The sequence below is a fragment of the Methanobrevibacter curvatus genome (genome assembly GCF_001639295.1).
Classification (GTDB): Archaea; Methanobacteriota; Methanobacteria; order Methanobacteriales; family Methanobacteriaceae; genus Methanoflexus; species Methanoflexus curvatus.
This window is the reverse complement of sequence record NZ_LWMV01000190.1, coordinates 1-16,703: the sequence shown is the minus strand read 5'-3', so window position 1 is coordinate 16,703 and position 16,703 is coordinate 1. Positions and strand designations below refer to the sequence as shown.

General features: G+C 26.3%; 8 protein-coding genes. 6 read left to right on the top strand and 2 right to left on the bottom strand.

Features of this window, described 5'->3' with window-relative positions; all coding sequences use genetic code 11:
• Positions 1-490 precede the first annotated feature (490 nt).
• From MBCUR_RS07230 to MBCUR_RS07210, 4 genes are all read left to right on the top strand, one after another.
• Positions 491-2,308 (top strand): hypothetical protein, encoded by a 1,818-nt coding sequence (locus tag MBCUR_RS07230; protein ID WP_157077705.1) that lies wholly within the window; start codon positions 491-493, stop codon positions 2,306-2,308.
• Between the two features lie 788 nt (positions 2,309-3,096).
• Entirely contained in the window at positions 3,097-4,458 is a 1,362-nt protein-coding gene (gene glmM, locus MBCUR_RS07225; protein ID WP_067092060.1) for a phosphoglucosamine mutase, read from the top strand.
• A 113-nt stretch (positions 4,459-4,571) separates the two neighbouring features.
• Positions 4,572-6,248, top strand: a complete 1,677-nt coding sequence (locus tag MBCUR_RS07220; RefSeq protein WP_067092058.1) for a hypothetical protein — start codon at positions 4,572-4,574, stop codon at positions 6,246-6,248.
• Between the two features lie 631 nt (positions 6,249-6,879).
• The gene (locus tag MBCUR_RS07210) at positions 6,880-8,658 is read left to right on the top strand and encodes a thiamine pyrophosphate-binding protein (RefSeq protein WP_067092054.1); all 1,779 of its coding nucleotides are present in this window, start codon (positions 6,880-6,882) and stop codon (positions 8,656-8,658) included.
• A gap of 40 nt (positions 8,659-8,698) precedes the next feature.
• Here MBCUR_RS07210 and MBCUR_RS07205 read toward each other — a convergent pair whose 3' ends face one another.
• On the bottom strand, positions 8,699-10,651 hold the full coding sequence (locus MBCUR_RS07205; RefSeq protein ID WP_157077704.1) for a hypothetical protein: 1,953 nt from the start codon (positions 10,649-10,651) through the stop codon (positions 8,699-8,701).
• A gap of 697 nt (positions 10,652-11,348) precedes the next feature.
• Here MBCUR_RS07205 and MBCUR_RS07200 point away from each other — a divergent pair.
• Positions 11,349-12,821 carry an ATP-binding protein gene (locus MBCUR_RS07200; RefSeq protein WP_067092050.1) on the top strand — a complete coding sequence of 491 codons (1,473 nt, stop codon included), beginning with the start codon at positions 11,349-11,351 and terminating at the stop codon, positions 12,819-12,821.
• A gap of 901 nt (positions 12,822-13,722) precedes the next feature.
• Here the strand turns inward: MBCUR_RS07200 and MBCUR_RS07195 are convergent.
• The gene (locus tag MBCUR_RS07195; RefSeq protein WP_067092048.1) at positions 13,723-14,865 is read right to left on the bottom strand and encodes a pyridoxal-phosphate-dependent aminotransferase family protein; all 1,143 of its coding nucleotides are present in this window, start codon (positions 14,863-14,865) and stop codon (positions 13,723-13,725) included.
• A 410-nt stretch (positions 14,866-15,275) separates the two neighbouring features.
• Here MBCUR_RS07195 and sucC point away from each other — a divergent pair, with 410 nt between their 5' ends.
• Positions 15,276-16,379 carry an ADP-forming succinate--CoA ligase subunit beta gene (sucC, locus tag MBCUR_RS07190; RefSeq protein WP_067092046.1) on the top strand — a complete coding sequence of 368 codons (1,104 nt, stop codon included), beginning with the start codon at positions 15,276-15,278 and terminating at the stop codon, positions 16,377-16,379.
• The last annotated feature ends 324 nt before the right edge of the window (positions 16,380-16,703 follow it).

Genomic DNA, 16,703 nt, shown 5'->3' with positions numbered 1-16,703 from the left:
CAAACGATCACCTAACTCTTCAACTTTCGCATACTGTTTATTTATAAAATAATTATTCAAGTCATACATGGTATTAAATATATATATTATCCTATATAAACCTTTCTATATCAATTTAAAGAACACAAAAAAAAAATAAATTCACAAAAAAAATACAAATAGCAAATAAAAATATTTATATTGGAGTTTATAGAAATTCTCTATTGATTATAAGATTAATATTAAGGATGCAAATGATATGACTAGGATTGGTGCGATAACATGTGAAAAGATATGTCGCCCAATTCAGGAATCAGATTATGTAATAGTAGATGTTTCTTTACCAAACCCAAATGTAATGTATGAATTAGGATTAGCACTCGGTCTAGGAAAAGATATTATTATGATTGCTTGTAAAGATCAGCTTGACTACTATGAAAAATATGTAGATCAACTTATAGATTACATTGATTCCAATAAAAAAGTATTGAAATATCCAGGGACAGGTGCTATGAGGGAAGAAATACACATTAGACATATTATTACAAAGGACATTGAAGATTCGTCTGAAGGATTTTCTTTAGTGTCTCTTTCAATTATGAGTAAGGATATTGCCCCAGAAAACTCAAACAATAGTTCCTTAGATGAAATATCAGCGAATGATGATATTGAACTTCCTTTTCATAACATTGTGGAAGGAAGCATCAACATTGCAATACATGATGTAGCACAAAATGATGAAAAAATTAGGAATATCTTGAAAGAACAGAATGTAATAACTATAGACTCTGATAAGAATAATGGTGAAAAATCAGAGCTTAACCCAAAGACACTAAATATTGTGGTAAATGAAAATAAATCTAAAAATGCAAAATATGAATCAGAATATACGATTAATTTAGAGAATACTTCTTATAATTTCAATGATATATGTAAAGAAGTGGATAAGGCTTTTTGTTGTGTTATTGATCTAGCAGGAGAGTCCCCCATGTCCTATTTATGGCTAGGATATTGTCATGCAAGAGGCATAAATGCTATTCCTATATATAGAACTATTAATAGGGAGTTATTTAAAAATAGTCAACGACGAGAACTTATTTTGCCATTCATTGATTCTAAAAATAAGAATTTGGATAAGGACGACATATCTCAACCTCATATTTTGGCTTTTGATATCAGAGCACTGTGGTATATTGATTATGGCGATATTAAGCCTATTGAGTTACCTGATTTACTTTCAGATGGGTTTTCCGAATTGATGATGAGGGATTTGCCTTATATTGAAAAAAATCGTTTTTGGAATAGGTTAGCACACTCTGGCAAAATCCATATTTTTACAGGTGCGATTCAAAATGAAGATTTAGGGCGTGAAATGGTGGGTGATTGGGATCAACGGACTGTTTCTGAGTTAGTTAGGTATCTTGCATCTAGTGATTCTACAGTGATACCAGAGTTGAAGCCTCCTGTTTATGATCCTGGTCGTAAACGTTTTATATCTAGTAGTTCTAGAGTGACAAATAAGGAGAAACATTCTGATCTAGATTATAGTGAAGATGTTATTAAATCATATCATACATATGTAAAAGAACTTTTAGCAAAAAAGGATTGTATCCTTGTTGCTTCAGCTGATGTGAATGCATTGACTGAGATTTTGTTGGCATATGCATATTCGACAGATAAAACTATAAGTGAATCAGAAAAAGAGGCTGAAATTAATAATATTATTTTTAACTCTAGTGATGATATGAATAAAACAGATCACTTAAATACCATAATTGCAATTAAAGACATGCCTAATAAATCTAAACCTAGGTACTTTTCAAAAAAGCCTTATTTTGATGAATTTAATGAAAATTGTAGGGGATTCCGCATTGGTAACGGAAATATTGTACAATTACCTTATGGTTATCAACAACAAAATGACAATGTAGAATGGAATTTACTTGCTCATTTCTTGTTGATGCAAAATCCTTTTCCAGAATCCCAAAAAAATTTTATTGTTATACTGAATGGTGTTAGTGGACCAGCCACTTGTGCATTGGCTGAAATTCTAACTGGGGGAAATGATGAAAAAAATTTACAATCCGAACAAATGCTATCTAAGATTAATAGCGAGTTTATTAAACTTAGTAAGGGAAAAACTAAGTGTGTTCAAGGCATTGTGAAAGTATCCCTAGATAATAACAATGATGAATCAGAGATATCTGATCAAAGAAAAATTAAATCATGGGATTGGTGTGATGCAAATGCTACAATAAAAGGCAATGAAAAAAACAAGATTATTGTTCCAAATGATTATAATCCATGGATTTTTGGTACAGTTAAGTAAATTACATTTTATTAATATCTAATTTTAATTGTGACTAATTTTTATTAATAATTAATATAAATATTCATCATAAATTTAAACAATCTCAAAAATTTATTTTTTATCACAGCAATAATCGACAAAATATAATATTATTACTAAAAAAATACATATTTTTTATTGTTTTATAAGTCCACAAAAATTAGAAAATTTATATCAAAATGCTGTGCAATTATTATTTTTTGTAAAAATAAGATAATTTAATTAAGCTCTGCTAAAATGTATGTAAATTTTTAATACTTATTTTGAGAGTTGGACAAAATTCTATATCAGTTTGTCAAAACCTTAGAAAAATCCTTTGTTTAGCAAAAGAAGAAACTTTTTTTGAAAAAAGCTATTTTTGTCCGACCCTCATTTTTATAAAAAAAATAAATATTTAAAAATAATTATAATTAGTAAATAAGTAATGTTAATTAGTTAAATTTGAATTAAAATATTTTAAAGAACAATAAAAATTAAATATTTTAAAAATAATTATTTTTAGAAAATAAGCACTAATATTAGTTAAAATGGAATTTTATTAAATTTTTATGTTTATTTTTATAATAAAATTCATTATAATTTTATAAATCTAATTTTAGATTAATTAATTAAATTTGAAAAATTAGATTTTCGAATTGTTACACAACCATTCAATATTTTGATTTAAAGTTGGGATAATTAATTAGGATATCAAAATAATAATATTAATGATAATGGGGACTGTATTGTTTAATATTTTCAATTTTATATGTTAATGGAGGAAAATTATGATTACTGGCAAGAGATTATTTGGAACATTTGGTGTAAGAAGAATAGCTAATGATGTTTTAACTCCTGAATTTGCTTCAATGTTAGCTGCAAGTTATGGAACAATATTTCAAGGGAAAATAGCTATTGGTGGAGATACTAGAACAACAACTCCTATGATAAAATATGCTATTATTTCAGGGCTTTTATCTTCAGGCTGTGATGTTGTAGATTTGGGGATTCTTCCAACCCCTGCAATCCAATATGCAGTTAAAAATTACTATGATGGAGGAATAATAGTAACAGCTTCACATAACCCTCCTATTTATAATGGAATTAAATTTGTAGATAAAGATGGAATAGGTCTTAAATATGAAGATGAAATAGCTATTGAAAAATACTATTTTGATAAAAATCCAAAACGTGCCTCTTGGAAAGCTATTGGAAATCTCTACCACAATGATAGAATAATTGATGAATACATTGATAAAGTATTAGAAAAAGTTGATAGAGAAGCAATTAAAAATGCAAAACTAAAGGTTGTCCTTGATTGTGGATCAGGTGCAGGGTGTTTTACTGCCCCATATCTTTTACAAAAACTTGGGTGTGATGTAATAACATTAAATTGTCATGCTGATGGATTTTTCCCTGGTCGAAACCCAGAACCTAATGAAGAAAATCTCCAAAATTTAATAAATGCTGTTAAAAGTCTAAATGTGGATATTGGAATAGCTCATGATGGAGATGCAGATAGAACGATATGTATTGATGAAAAAGGAAGTTATGTTTTAGGAGATAAAACATTTACTTTGGTTGAAAAACAAATGTTAAAAGAAAATAATGGAGGGTTAATTGTAACTACAGTTGCAACATCAACAGCTATTTATGACATTGCAGATGAATTTAATGGAGAAGTAATAGCTACTGCTGTAGGTGATCTTTTAGTTGCAAGAGAGTTAAAAGAAAAAAATGGGCTTTTCGGTGGAGAAGAAAATGGAGGTCTTATTTTTCCAGATTTCGTTTATGGAAGAGACGCAGCATTAACTGTGGCTAAAATATTAGAAATAATGGCTAAAGAGAAAAAAACATTATCCTCATTAGTGGATGAACTTCCAGTCTATTATTCAGAAAAAATGAAATGTGAATGTGCCGATGAGAAAAAACAAGAAATTATGGAAAGCATAACTAAGGAACTAGCTACTTTAGAATATAAACTTGATACTACAGATGGAATAAAAATATTTAAAGATAATGGATGGGTAATAATTCGTCCATCAGGAACAGAACCGATTTTTAGATGTTTTTCGGAAAGTGATTCTCAGGAAAAAGCCACTGAAATGGCAAAATGGGGATTGTCTTTAATCGAAAAATTTAAAAAATAATTATAATAAAACGGATAGACATGAGTGAATATTGAGATGTTAAATAATATAAAGCATTATTAGTTTTAAATCTTTTTGAGAGTTAAATGAGAAAATTACTTAGAGGTTAAAATATGGATAGAATCCCAATAGTAATTGGTGTGAGTGGGCATCGTGATTTGAGAATCCAAGATATTTCTAAATTAGAGAGTATAGTAAATAGTGAAATTTCTAATTTAATGGAAAAATATCCAAATTCTCCTTTTTTATTGTTAAGTAGTCTTGCTGAAGGTGCTGATCAATTATGTGCAAAGATAGCTTTAGAGTTAGATATAGATGTTGTGGCTCCTTTACCCAGAGATCTTGAAGATTTTAAGAGGGATTTTAAAGGAGATGCACTTGAAGAATTTGAGAAATATATTGATAATGTAAGAGAGTATTTTGTAGTTCCAGATACAGAATCAAGAAATGAGTTGGATTCCCTTAAATGTAAGTTAAATGATGATGAAGTTTACAGGAAAACACGACACTTTGGATATCGTCAAGCTGGAATTTACATTGCAAAACATAGCCATATTCTTTTAGCACTTCATGATGGAAGCGATCCAACTCAAGGGGGGTGTGGAACAGCAGAAGCAATAGATTTTAAATTAAATCATAGCTATAATGATGTTAATATGCCATATTTTAAAACAAGTCAAGATCAAGTTATAGAAATTAGAACTCCTAGAGAGAAAAGCCCTGATATAGGAGACCCTTTTAAAGTGTTTAAACATCCGGATCAAGACTGTTTAGATGAGATAATAGATAAAACTGATGAGTTTAACAAAGATGTAGTAAAAAATCCTGAAAAATCATCGCCCTTATTATCTGATAAAGAGGTTTCAACTAAAAAAGCTAAATTAATAGACTCTCTTCATGGTCACGCAGGTAAATTATCAGGAAGTTATAAAGATAAATATATTTTTAACTTAAAATTTTTTTCTGGAGTTGCTTTTCTTATTGTTTTTTCGTTTATGATTTATGATGAAGCAAAATTAAATTTAGGAATGATAATGTACACTTTTATTTTTATAGGTGCTGCCATATATCTCTATGTTATAAATAAAAAAGAGTATCATAGAAAATTTTTAGAATATCGTGTTTTAGCAGAATGTTTAAGAGTAGAATTTTTTCTAAATCTTTTAGAAATCCCAAACAATATTTATGAAAGTTTAACATGGGTACAAAGAAATGAAGTTCTATGGATACATAAAGCAATCGAAGTAACTTTAATTGGTGAAGATGAAAAAGAAAACATTGACATCGAGTATATAAAATCTCAATGGATTGAAGATCAACTAAACCATCATACTAAGAAAATTAAAGAAGACAAAGTCCAAGAGAAAATAAATACTATTTTTACTCGTCTGATGTTAACTTTATCATTGATTTTAGGATTAATAATGTTAATATTAGAATTTGCTAATAGTTCATTTGTACAAGTAGAAATTCCATTAGGTATTCTAAGTAAGATATTACTAATGCAAAATAACCAAGAGTTCCTATTAAGAGATGTGTTTAAAATGGCATTTGTTTTAGCATCAGCTATTACACTATTTCTCTCTAATTATTATGGAAAACTACCGTTATCACGAAAAATCTCTGATCATAAAAACATGATTAATTTGTACTCTCAAGCTATTGAAAAATTCGAGGATGAAAACAATCAGAAAAAAGAAGTATTCTTAGAACTTGCACAAGAAGAAATAATCGAAAACGGAAATTGGTTATCATATTCCAAAGACAATGAAATAGACATCAGTATATAATGATGTGAAAATTATTGGTATTGTAAGTATTTTAAAATTTTCTAGACATTAGGATCTTCAATATATATTCCGCTATGTTGAAATGCTTATTGAGTTTTGTGAAGATTTTCAGAGAATGAGATATCCAGTAAATTTACAGCATTACTATTCTTATTTTGTGTTTTGATAGGCATAAAATTAAATACTATTTATGACATATATTTTATTGTCATATCATTTTTAATGACTGATGCCTATGGTCCTTCTATGAGGAAAGCTGAGCTGTTGATGATTAGGAGAAACCCAGCATTAGATAGGCTGCCTGTTTCGAGGGTTGCTCGGGGAGGAAAGGGTAAACTACCAATGATCCATGAGAGTTAGTATACGGGCAATATCTTACGATATTTATTCTTTTTTTAAATAATCATTTAATTGTTTTATAATATTTATAGATTTTATTTAATAATTTAGTCTAATTAATACTCATACTAATATGAATAATGAACAATAACAAATAATAATAGATAATAACAAATAATAACAAATAATAATAGATAATAATAGATAATAAGAAATAATAATGGATAATAAGAAATAATATTAAATAATAACAAATAATGCTAAATAATAATTTTTAAATTTTAAAGATAATATGAATACAGCAGAAGCATTAGTTAAAATTTTAGAGGAAAATGGAGTAAAATATGTATTTGGACATCCTGGGGAGCAAATTCTCCCATTTTACTATGGTTTAAGTAAATCTAAAATAAAACATATTCTTTGTAGAAATGAACAAGGTGCTGGAATAGCTGCAGATGGTTATTCTCGCTCGTCAGGAAAATTTGGAGTTTGTGTTTCAACAGCTGGTCCTGGAGCTATTAACTTGATTCAAGGAGTTGCAACAGCTTACAGGGACAGCATTCCCTTATTAGTTATAACTTCCGATGTTTCTCAAGATGTTAAAGGTCTTGGAACATTTCAAGACTTTGATTTAAACTCTCTTTTTAAACCTACAGTTGTAAAATCATTTAATCCTCATAATGGAAAAAAAGCCATTGTTGATTTTAAAGAAGCCATTGAAAGACTACTCAATGGACCAACAGGTCCAATTCATTTTAATGTTCCTAAAGATGTTTTTTTAGATGAAAATCTTGGAGATGTATTAAATAAAGTAGTAACATACTCTCCTAATTATGATTATTCTAGATTTGAAGAGGTATTTAATAAATTAACAGAATCTAAAAGACCTTTAATCATTGTTGGTGGTGGAATATTCTTTTCAAATTATTTAACTGAATTTAAAGAGTTTTTACATAAAAATAACGTCCCAATGGCTTATACTTATAATGGAAAAGGTGTTATTAATAGTGATGATAAGTTAAATCTTGGAATGGTTGGTGTTCGTGGAAGTTCAATAGCTAACTATGCTTTTAAAAATTCTGATTGCATACTTGTATTGGGTGCTAAATTATCAGATCGTAGTTTAAATGTTAACAAATTATCATTGACTAATATTCATAATATTTTTAATGATTACAAACATAAGATTATTCATGTAAATAATGAAAACAATTCATTTAAAGGAAAAATTAACATATATGGGGACATAAAAGAGCTATTTAATAAATTTAATTCTCTTTTAGATTTAAAGAATTCAAATGATAATTCAAATAATGATATAAATAACAATTTAAATAATATTTCAAATATTAATTTAAATAATAATTCAAATAGTAATCTAAATATTAGTTATAATGATAAAAATAAGCTATTTTTCAATAATATAGATGAAAATTGGTTAGATGAAATTTATTTAAATGATGAAGATATTGAAAATTGTGTTCCTGGAATATATGATTCTACTTCACCTTTAAAGCCACAACATGTTATTTATCATATTTTAAATCAAAATAAAATCAGTATTACAGTTAATGATGCAGGGTCTCACACTACATGGGCAGCTATTCTTTCAAATCCAAATGAATCAGGAAGATTTTTAGCTTCTGGAACAATTGCTCCAATGGGTTATGCAATACCAGCAGCAATAGGTGCAAATCTTGCTCAAAAAGATAAAAAAACAATTGTTATTGTTGGAGATGGAGGAATACAGATGAATATTCAAGAATTAGCAACAATAGCAGAAAATAATTTGCCAATAGCTATTTTTTTACTCAATAATCAACAATTAGGAATTATTCGGCAATGGGAACACTTATTTTTTGAAATGGATAATTATGAAGTTGATTTGTCCAATCCTAATTTTGAATTACTTTCTAAATCATATGGAATCGAGTATCAATTAGTTAAAACTTCTGAAGATTTAAAAATAGCTATTGAACATTCTAAATCCATTTTATCTCCAGTTATTTATGAAATAATTGTTGATAAGGAAGATATTCCTCTTCCAAAGCCAGATATTCCAATTAATTAGTTAATTAATTACTTTTTTTAATATTTAAAATCTCAATGGCTTATTTGAATTTGTTTAGTATTTTTAATGATTTTTGAACTTTATTTAAATTAGTTATCCATTTATTACTGGATTTTCTAACTAAATCATATTGTTTGTTAATTTTTTTAATTTTTATATTTTCTAATGAGCTATTCAGTTGTTTTATATCTTGAAGATAATTTATAGATATTTGTATTTGATATTCAATGTAATCAATTAATATGAAAATTTTATTCACATCATATTTATTTTTATTTATCTCTTTTTCTTCCTTATCATCACTTTCTTTATTTTTTGCTGTATCCTCTTGTTTTATTTGTATGTAGACTATTGTTAAAATTAATAGCTTAATATTCATTTCTAATGTCTTTATAAATTCATCTCTAAAAAGATTGTAGTAATAATTCCAGTCATCAAGAAAATCGTTAGTTGAAATTATAAAATCTGCTATATTTGATTCTTTCTCTTCTATTTCATTGAATATTTCTTCTTCTATTTCACTGTAGAAATTATCTTCTTCAGGAATGCTTTCTTCAAAATCTCTTATTTCATTTTCAAATTCTTCTTCTTCTATGTTGAAAAAATTTTCTATTATTCCTTCACCATATAAATCAACGAGATAGCCATGAAAATAGCTTAATTGTTGATTTAAATCAAATAAAAATGTTGATAAATACATTAAATGGCTATTAATATATTCATTTTTATCCTCTATTTTATCATTTAACTCTTTTTTTATTTCTTCTAAAACTACTCTTAGTTTTGAATCCTTAATTTGGTAAATATATTCTAATAATGGATAAATGGTATTTAAATCATTTATATTAAACTCTTTCAATAATTCAAAATCATGATAACTTCCATAATCCTCATTATTTTCAAAACAATCATTATTTTTAAAATCATCGTCATCTTCAAAATTTTCATTATTAAGCTCTTTATTTTGCTTTTCAAGTCTATTGATGAAATTATTAGTTGCTATTTTTTCTTTTAATAAGCTATCTTCACTAAAACCATGTTTTAATGGAAATTCTTCGATTTTTAATATAACTTTTTCTAAATTTTTTTCTTTTTCATAATTTCCCTCTATGCTTTTAACAATTCTTTTAGAGTCATTTTTACTTGGATTGATTATTTTTGTTTTAATTAAATGTTTTGCTGAATGTATTAATGAATTCTCTAAAAATGTCTTATTATATTCATTTAAAATGACCTGATGGTTTTCTAAATAATTATCAATGGCTATTTTTTCTTTTTTAGTGATTTTGTTTTCAATTAAATATTTCCCAATGGCTGTTAGAATGTAAAAACTTGAATATTGATTGTTCCAATCTACAGTGCTTTTATTTATTTTAATTTTATCAGATGCTTTGTTTTTTCCAATTTTTTCTTTACTAGTAGCTATTGTATCCATTAAATCTTTTTTTACGAATGTTAATAATTCAGCATTGCTATAAAAATTTTTAAAATCATAATTACTATTTTTTAATTGTTTTTTGAATTTATTTAATCTTCTTTGATAAAATTGATTACTTTCATCCATCAATTCTTCTTTTTCAGTAAAATAAATAAGAAACTTTGCTTTAGTTTTTCTAAAATCTCTATAATCTCTACTTAAGCTGTATTTTTCATTTTTTAATTTTTTTCCAGCTATTATTATAAAAACATTTTCCCAATTGTCCTGGATTTTATAGCTTGTTTTTCTAGCACTTTTATCTTTTGAGACATTTTTTTGCTTTTTTGCTTTTTTTTGCTTTGTGTTAGGTGATTCTAACTCTTTGATTTTTGTAAAATATTTTCCTTTGACTTTAAATTGTGTATTTTCGTCTTCAAAAAATAATATGTCTTCTTTAGAAACTAAAAATCTCTTTTTAACTCCTTTTTTAAGATTTTTAATTTCTAAATTTTTAATGTATTCATTTCCAATTATTTTAAATAAAACCCCTTGCATTGAAGCTATTGTGGAATTCAATTCAGCTACTAATCTAATAAATTCATTTAATTCTGATTGAACTTCATCTATTCCAGAAACATAGAGATTAATAATTTTTATTTCCTGTTTATTTGAAAGAATTCTCTCACATCCTTAATAATTTTATTTTTATCCTATTGTAAGAATATCTGGAAATAAATAACAGTATAAATTTAATGAAGTCATATAATATATTTTTTTATTTATACTATTATTTAAATGGTGTTGAGATAATTCAGAAATTTACTATCATAATTCGCTAGAGAAGACATTAGACTATCTTTAAATACACAAAATTGAAATAAATAGAATGCTGTTATATGATATTAATAGAATATAATGTATAAAAGATAGAAAAAACAGTGTAATATATTTATTGGGTATGAAAAGTCTTTGTCTATTTAATAACTAAGTGGTACTTAACCACAACCCTTTTTTAATATCTCATAAGTAGCTTTTTACACATTTTTTTAAAATACATCCCAATTAAAGGAAATATAAGAAATAATATTAGTCATGGAATTTGCAATCCTGGTATTATACTTATGAAATAGATGATAGACTGGTTCATGTATTGTTAATTTTAGGATGTTTAAAGTTAGAGAGATAATTAAAATATTAATTTTTATTTACCTAAATAGAAATATCTATATATTAGATTTTTGAAATGTTATTAATAGCAATTATGGAGAGTATAATGTCTAAACTTAAGATTTTTGTAAGTAGTAACCAAGCTGAGTTTGAAAATGAGAGAGTTTCTATAAAAGAATTCATTGAAAATAATTTACCATATTCAAAATTATTTGATGTATTTATTTTTGAAGATGTTCCTGCTGATGGAAGATCTCCTAACACAATATATTCAAATGAAGTTTTAAGTAGTGATATCTTCATTGGTTTAATAGGGCAAGAATATGGTAAAATTCAGGATAATGGTATTTCTGCTTCAGAGTATGAGTTTGATTTATTTATAAATGGTTCTAATTCTTTAAACACTTTCATGTTTATTCTTGAAGATATAACTCCTGATGAGAAAACTAAAGTGCTCATTGAAAAAGCTCATAAAGTCACTTATAATAAATTCAGTAGAAAAAATTTATTAGAAAAGGTTCAAAAAAGTTTAGATGTATTTATTTCTAATAGAGTATACCAAAATACTCTGCCCTTTGATGAGAGAACAGTTGAAGGTCTAAGTTTAGATGATATAGATATTAATCAAGTTAACTATTTTCTCAAGAAAGCTGAAATTAAGGAAGATGTTTCTACTGATGAGGAGCTTAAAGATTTTTTAGCCAATAGGGCTAAAGTTGTAGAATATTCATCATCTGGCTTTAAAATTAGCAATGCGGGAATATTGTTCTTTGCTAAAAATCCAAGTAGCTTTATTCAACAGCATGAGGTTAAAATAGCTAGATTTCAGGGAAGAGATAAAGTCCATATTATTGATAGTAGGGAATTTAAGTATCCTATGCCTTTGCTCTTAGATGAGATTGAGATTTTTGTAAATAAGCAACTTAAGGTAGCTCAAAAGATTGATGGATTTAGAAGAACTGATATTCCAGAATATCCTTATGATGCCTTAAGAGAAGCTATTGTCAATGCTTTGGCTCACAGGGATTATGATCTTGTAGGTGCATCTGTATCTATTTCTATATTTGTAGATAGAATTGAGATTACGAGCCCAGGTAATCTAATTCCTCCTTTAAAAATTAGTTCACTTGAGGGTCGTTATTCTCATAGAAATGGGAGAATTTGTGAGTTATTCCATAGAACTAAGGATATGGAGAAATATGGTACTGGTATTGGTAAGATGAACACTATTATGAAAGATAATGGAATGAAAAAACCAGAATTTAGACAAAGTGGAGGATTCTTTGATACTATTTTCTATGGTCGTACTGAAGAGGAACTAATGGAAGTAATTGCAACCCAGTCAAATACTATTAATTTAAAAGAATTAGGATTAAATGATAGGCAAATAGTTGCATTAACATTAATTGTTAATGAAGGCTATTCTTTTTCTATTAATAGATATATGGAACATTTTGGTGTATCTAAAAGTACTGCAATTAGAGATTTGAATAAATTATCTAATAACGGATTAGTATATAAATTCCATCCTAAATATGATAATAAACATTTTATTTTCTCTAATAATAAAGATCAATGAAGTTTTTATGGTATATATACTTTACTATTTTGACACCTATTTGATATTTTTGACACCTATTTTGACACCTATTTTATGAGTGAATTAAATATTACATTGTTTTTTCAACACAAATGCTATTTTTTTAACATAATTTTGGCAATGTCTAAAATTATGATTTTTCAAATAGATATGAATTTTCGTGAAATTGTAATAAATCCAAAGCTATTAAAATGTTTTATTTAAGTAAATAATATATCTTAAGGCAGAACTCACCAAATTCTTAATTTTTAAAAATCATGAACTTTCATCATTACCCCAAGTTTTTGACACAGGCGTATTTTTATAAATATTTTGTTTTTATTGGTTACATTTATTCATTAATACATAGAGATGTAATGATTAATGAAATAAAAGTCATCTATATATAATTATAATTTATTTAGCAGTGTTTTTTCATTAGGAAGCTTTAAATATTTTGGTTATTATACCATATAAAAATAACTCAAAAAAATCAAGATATTTAGGGGGATACTTTTAAAATATTTTATACTTTTTATTCATTTTATAATGTTTTAAATATTTTTAATATTTTTTTATATATTTATATTCATTTTATTAATATTTTTAAATTTTTATATTTTTATCTTATTCAAATACTAATTTAACATTTTTGTAATGTTTTATTATAATATTTTCAAAATCGTTTTACATTTCCATTACATTAATTTTTTAAAAATATTGAATTAATTTAGAAAGAGAAAATATTGGATAAATTTAAAAAGAGTTTTTTTTAAAAATTTAGAAAAAGAAGAAAAAATAAAAAAAGAGGAATTTAATAATTTTAAATTTATTAACTTATTAAATTATTAATCTATTAAGTTATTAAGTTTTGATTTAAGACTCAATATACGGCTTTATTTTATAAATATGACTTTGTGACTGCAGAAACACCAGCACCAGCATCAATATCAAAACCTAATTTCTTTAGGGTCATTCCTAGTGCAGAAAAGGTAATGGCTAACTGTTTGTAGTTAATATTGCCCATATGTCCTATTCTAAATATATTGCCTTTAAGATGATCTTGTCCACCAGCCAGTTCTACCTTGTATTGGTTTCTCATAGTTCCTCTTAAATCAGAATCACTTACACCTTCAGGTATTTTTAATGCAGTTACTGTTGCAGATGATACTTCTTTTTTAGGGAATAATTCAAGTCCTAATGCTTTTGCACCATTTATTGTTGCTTCAGCAGCAGTTTCATGTCTTAAAACACGATTGTCTATTCCTTCTTCTTCAATCATTTTTAGAGCTTCATGAATACCATATATTAAGGTGATAGATGGAGTATATGGAGTTTCAGGTGGAGTTCCAGCACCAAATTTTTTGTATTTTTTCATATCTAAGTAATAGGTGTTAGAATTTACACTATCAATAACCTTCCAAGCATCCTCACTTAAAGTAATAGCAGACATTCCTGGAGGTGCAGCAAGACATTTTTGAGAACCAGTAAAGCAGATATCTATGTTGTATTTATCAACATCTACATGGTCTCCACCAAGGGATGAAACAGTATCCACAATATATAAAGCATTGTAGTCTTTGACTACTTTTCCAATCTCTTCAATAGGTGCAGCTACACCAGTTGATGTTTCATTATGTACTACAGTAATTGCTTTTATATTTTCATCTTCATCTAAGGCTTCTTTGATTTGTTTAGGGCTTACTGTAGTTCCCCATTCAACATTAAGTTCCTTCGCATCCCCATCATAAGCAAGTGTGATGTCTCTTAATCTTTCACCAAATTTGCCCCCAATTACATTGAGAATTTTATCATTTTTATTTACTATATTAGCTATTGAAGCTTCCATAGCTGCAGTACCAGAACCAGTTAAAAGATAAGATTTATTCTGAGTTTTAAATAATTCTGACATCATTTTAGTTACTTCTGTATATATTTCTCCAAAAATAGCACTTCTATGGTTAACAACATTTTTTGCAATTGCTTGTAAAACTCTTGGGGCAACATTTGTAGGACCAGGAAGCATTAATAAAGTTTCATCCATCTTATTTATTCTCCAAAAAACTATTATGCTTGATTTATTCATTTTTATTTTTTTATATATTTTTAAATTAAGTATGAGTATATTAAAAAAAATTCAAGCTATTATTTTTTATATTTTTTTTTATTTAAAAACTTTTAGTTTTCATTTTTTATTAATTATTTTTTTTATTTGGCATGAGATACTTAAGAAATCTAATAATTTTTAAATATTAAAATAAATATATATAATATTAATAAAATTTTTAATAACATTATTTTGAATTAATTTAATAGCATTATATTGAATTAATTTTAATTTAATATTACTAATTAATATACTAATTAATATTAGTAATTAATATTAGCAGTTAATACTGGTAATTAATACTTAGTAATTAATATAATTTAATAATAACTTTCTAAAGGTATAATATGAAGTTTTTTGAACATATTGGCAAAGAAATATTTAAAGAAGAAGGAATAAGCATTTTAGAAGGGCATGTTGCATATACTGCTGAAGAAGCAGTGGATATTGCATCAGATATGGAAAAACCTGTTGTTTTAAAAAGTCAAGTAAAAGTTGGAGGAAGAGGAAAAGCAGGGGGTATAAAATTTCCTAAGAACTCTGGTGAAGTATTTCACATGGCTAGTGAGTTATTAAACATGGAAATAAAAGGCGAAAAAGTCAAACACTTACTTGTAGAAGAAAAGGCAGATATAAAAAAAGAGTTTTTCCTTTCTATTTCAATTGATAGGGCAGCAAAGCAACCAATTATAATGGTAAGCAAAGAAGGGGGAGTTGACATTGAAGAGTTAGCTATTAAATATCCAAATAAAATAATTAAATCTTATGTAAATCCTTTAGCTGAATTCCTTCCATATCAAGCAAGGGAAATTGCAAAAAAAATGGGAGTTGAAAGTAATTTAATTTCTCCGCTTGGTTCTGTCATATCTAAGTTATACAGTTTATTTCAAAAGTATGATGCTCAAATAGCTGAAATTAATCCACTAATTTTAACTGATGAGGGTTTAATTGCTGCAGATTCTAAATTGGAGATTGAGAATGATGCAGTATTCAGGCACCAAAATTTGGCTAAAGTAAACAATTATAAATCCAAAGAATTTGCATTTGTTAAGTTAGATGGGGATATAGCAGTCATAGGGAATGGCGCAGGGCTTACTTTAACGGGTATGGACATGATACAGTTAAAAGGTGGAAAACCAGCTACTTTTTTAGACATTGGTGGCGGTGCATCAGAAAAAACAATTAAAAAAGCTTTGAATTTAGTTTTAAACTATCCTCCAGTTAAAGTAGTTTTTTTAAATGTCTTAGGTGGAATTACTAGGGCAGATGATGTTGCAAAAGGAGTAATAGCTGCATTAAATTCTTCTGATAGAAAAGTGAATATTGTCATCCGTTTAACTGGAACCAATGAAGAAGAAGGTCAAAAACTACTAAAAGAAGCAGGAATTCCTTTTGAAATTTCAATGGAAGAAGCTGCAGAAAAAGCAGTAATTATAAGGAATTCACTATAGTTTTTTTTTAACATAAACTTTAATATAATTTCTATTCCTTTTATATTCTTTTATTTCTTCTTTTATTTATTTTTCTTAATTTTTTTTAATTTATTTATAATTTTTTATCTTTTTTTGAACAATTTAATTTAATAAATCTAATTCTAAACAATTTTAATCATATTTAATCATTTTTAACATATAAATTAATTTAAAAATTTTAAGCAATTTTTATAAATTATTTTTTAAAAAACTATAATTTTTTCTTCAAGAATTTATTTATATATAAAATTGCTTCTTTTATAAATATGTTTTAAGATTTAAAAATTGAAAAAAGAGTTAAAT

Coding starts and splice junctions, on each gene's coding strand:
- MBCUR_RS07195 (WP_067092048.1), bottom strand. CDS start 14,865: ATGGATGAAACTTTATTAATGCTTCCTGGTCCTACAAATGTTGCCCCA.
- MBCUR_RS07210 (WP_067092054.1), top strand. CDS start 6,880: ATGAATACAGCAGAAGCATTAGTTAAAATTTTAGAGGAAAATGGAGTA.
- MBCUR_RS07230 (WP_157077705.1), top strand. CDS start 491: ATGAGGGAAGAAATACACATTAGACATATTATTACAAAGGACATTGAA.
- glmM (WP_067092060.1), top strand. CDS start 3,097: ATGATTACTGGCAAGAGATTATTTGGAACATTTGGTGTAAGAAGAATA.
- sucC (WP_067092046.1), top strand. CDS start 15,276: ATGAAGTTTTTTGAACATATTGGCAAAGAAATATTTAAAGAAGAAGGA.
- MBCUR_RS07220 (WP_067092058.1), top strand. CDS start 4,572: ATGGATAGAATCCCAATAGTAATTGGTGTGAGTGGGCATCGTGATTTG.
- MBCUR_RS07200 (WP_067092050.1), top strand. CDS start 11,349: ATGTCTAAACTTAAGATTTTTGTAAGTAGTAACCAAGCTGAGTTTGAA.